The 3,502-nt window shown below is 63.5% G+C and carries 2 protein-coding genes; both read left to right on the top strand.

From position 1 onward, the window contains the following. Window positions 1–421: 421 nt before the first annotated feature. Window positions 422–670: a sulfur globule protein precursor gene (locus tag AAFX91_RS40000; protein WP_394570165.1), complete on the top strand. Its 249-nt coding sequence runs from the start codon at window positions 422–424 to the stop codon at window positions 668–670. A 515-nt stretch (window positions 671–1,185) separates the two neighbouring features. Further along, a complete protein-coding gene (locus AAFX91_RS39995; RefSeq protein WP_394570164.1) occupies window positions 1,186–3,048 on the top strand; it encodes an ABC-F family ATP-binding cassette domain-containing protein in 1,863 nt (620 codons plus the stop codon). Window positions 3,049–3,502 lie beyond the last annotated feature (454 nt).

The raw sequence follows: 3,502 nt of genomic DNA, 5'->3' as shown, positions 1-3,502 counted from the left end.
CCATCCAAAGCTTGAATCACAGCCAAGCACGAATGAGAATCCTGAATCCCAACAGACCCTAGAGCATGATCCGGAAAGTGGAAATCGGTTTTCCGAAAAGATCACGCTCAAACAAAGAGATGAGATCATGATCCGATCCGTCTAATCGGATCATGATCTGGTTTCGGCACGATTTGGCGACCAGGGATCGGCATCGCCTTCGGGTGGCTCAGGGTTAACCAGGCCGGATTACGACAATTTCACGAACGTGAACCCATTCTGTAGCTGGCGTCGCGCTCCCGTTCAGACCGCGCGGCCTAGGCTGTTCACCGATCGGACGCCTTCGAAGCTCATCCACAAAGCTAAATGCGAGGGCGTCACGAGAGACATTGTCACCGCCGGCGCGTCTAACGGACGGGCGCCGAAACTCGAGGAGACGACCATGCTACGTAAATTCTCGCTTGTCGCTCTTGCCGCGGCCTCGCTCGGCGCGGCTGCGCTGGCGCCGACCTCCGCCTCGGCATGGGACGGTTGGCACGGTGGCTGGCATCGTGGCTGGGGCTGGGGTCCGCGCGTCGTTGTCGGCGGCCCCGCCTACTACGGCGGCCCCGGCTATGGCGGCTGCTACGTGCGGCGCCTGGTGCCGACCCCCTGGGGCCCCCGCTGGCGCCTGATCAACCGCTGCTATTGACCTGACCTGAGCTCCCCAAACCTGAGCTCCCCAAACCTGAGCTCCCCAAGACTTGAGCGCCCCGGCCGCAAACGCCGGGGCTTTTTTTGCGCATGGAACCCGTCGGCCTGCTACCTGCGAGCGAGGATATGGAGGCGCGACAATCGGAAACAAATCCGGCGCTGCGGACTTGACCTTGCGAACTTTCATTCAAGCAAGGCGAGCTGGAACTCGCTGAAAGACCGATCATGATTAGCCGAATCCACGTTGACTTTGAGCAGCTCGATCACAAGACCTGCCGGTCCATTTGCGACGCGGTGGGCGAACGGCTGCAGCAAAGCTTGCGCCCGGAGACGTCACTGACCTCTCATTTGCAGCATCTCTTGGACGAGCTGCGCCGGCGCGAGGAAGACAGTCTGCATTGAAGGAGGCCAGCCTCGGGGCTGGCCGGGACAGCTCTGCGGAGCTGAAAAGCTAGAGCATAATTTACCGGACTGATGGGTTGCGTTTGGCGGCGGCTCCGGTGACAACGCCGCATGCTTTCCATCTCCGATATCTCCGTCCGCATCGCCGGGCGGCTTCTGATCGAGAACAGCTCGGTACAGATCATCCCAGGCGCCCGTGTCGGCTTTGTCGGCCGGAATGGCGTCGGCAAGTCGACGCTGTTTCATGCCATCCGCGGCGATCTTCCGCTTGAGGCCGGCAGCATCACCATCCCGCCACGCTGGCGGATCGGCAGTCTCGCGCAGGAAGCGCCCAATGGTCCGGAAAGCCTGATCGAGGTCGTACTGAAGGCAGATCTCGAGCGCGACGCGCTGCTGCGCGAGGCCGAGACCGCGCACGATCCGCACCGGATCGCGGAAATCCAGACCCGGCTCGTCGACATCGACGCCCATTCCGCCCCTGCCCGTGCGGCCGCAATCCTCAGCGGCCTCGGATTTTCGGCCGCCGACCAGGCGCGGCCATGCGCCGAGTTTTCCGGCGGCTGGCGCATGCGGGTTGCGCTTGCCGCTACGCTGTTTGCGGCGCCCGATCTGTTGCTGCTGGACGAGCCGACCAACTATCTCGACCTCGAAGGCACGCTGTGGCTGGAGGATCATCTTGCCCACTATCCGCGTACCGTGATCGTGATCAGCCATGACCGCGACCTCCTCGACACCTCCGTGGACCAGATCCTCCATCTCGATCACCGCAGGCTGACGCTCTACAAGGGGACCTATTCCTCGTTCGAGGAACAGCGCGCCACGCGCGAAATGCTCGATGCAAAGCACGCCAAGCGCCAGGCCGAGGAACGCAAGCGGCTGCAGGCCTTCGTCGACCGCTTCAAGGCCAAGGCTTCGAAGGCGCGCCAGGCGCAATCGCGCATGAAGATGCTGGAGCGGATGAAGCCGGTCACCGCGCTGGTGACGCAGGACGTGCACGAGATTTCGTTCCCGGCGCCCGAGAGGACGCTGTCGCCGCCGATCATCGCCGTCGATGACGTCGCTGTCGGCTATGATGCGGACAAGCCGGTGCTGAACCGCGTGACGCTGCGCATCGATACCGACGACCGCATTGCGCTGTTAGGTGCCAACGGCAACGGCAAGTCGACCCTGGTGAAGCTGCTCGCGGGCCGGCTCGCGCCGTTCTCCGGCAAGATCACGCGCGCGGAAAAGCTCTCGGTCGGCTATTTCGCGCAGCATCAGGTCGACGAGCTCAATCTCGACGGCTCGCCCTACAACCACATCCGCAAGCTGATGCCGGATGCGCCGGAGAGCAAGGTGCGCGCCCGCGTCGGCGCCATCGGCTTTTCCGGCAAAGCGGGGGATACGCTGGTGAAGAGCCTGTCGGGCGGCGAGAAGGCACGGCTGCTGCTCGGCCTTGCGACCTTCGCCGCGCCCAACATGATCATCCTGGACGAGCCGACCAACCATCTCGACATCGACAGCCGCGCCGCGCTCGCCGAAGCGATCAATGATTTTCCCGGCGCCGTGCTGATGGTCTCGCACGACCGCTACCTGATCGAGGCCTGCGCCGACCGGCTCTGGGTCGTCGCCAACCACACCGTGACGAGCTATGACGGCGATCTCGACGACTATCGCAGGACGATATTGTCCGCGAATGAGATACGCCCGGCTTCGCGCGAACGCAACAAGGAGAGCACCAAGCCCGAGCGTCCGAAAAGCGAGAAGCGCATCCCGCCGAAGCAGCGGATCGTGCAGGCCGAGGCCGAGATCGAACGCATCACCGGCATCATTGCCAAGATCGACGCCGCACTCGCGCTGCCGGACCTGTTCACGCGCGATCCGAAGCAGGCCGCACAACTCGCCCAAGCGCGCGCCGGCGCAGAAACCGCACTGCAGCGCGCCGAGGAAGAATGGCTGGAAGCGAGCTCACTCTCGGATGAAGCGGCAGGTTAGCCCGCTGCCTCGCGTCCTCATCCCGAGGAGCCGCGGAGCGGCGTCTCAAGGGATAGCCACGGACTCCCCACTCTCCGTCATTCCGGGGCGCGCGAAGCGGCGAGCCCGGAATCCATTCAACCACTTGCGCTGGCGGAGAAATGGATTCCGGGCTCGCCGCTTCGCGACGCCCCGGAATGACAGCCCCCGTCATTGCGAGCCATCGGGCGGCGCTACCGCGCCGACCCGGTGGCTCGCAATGACGATGTGGATGGTTTGGGTGCGACAAAATAACCCGACGGGCAAATCAGCCCAAAGTCTGTCCACCCCTCACGCGAAAAATAAACCGCTTAACCCGTCGGGCAAATCAGCACTATTAATCCGCGCGTCTCACCCAAATGAGGGGCGGATCGCGATCGTCACGAACGTTGCGGTGAGATGCGGTGGACGCGATGCGTGTGACTGACGAGCACGC

The organism is Bradyrhizobium sp. 31Argb (assembly GCF_043638955.1).
GTDB lineage: Bacteria > Pseudomonadota > Alphaproteobacteria > Rhizobiales > Xanthobacteraceae > Bradyrhizobium.
This window is presented reverse-complemented; position numbering and strand designations above follow the sequence as displayed.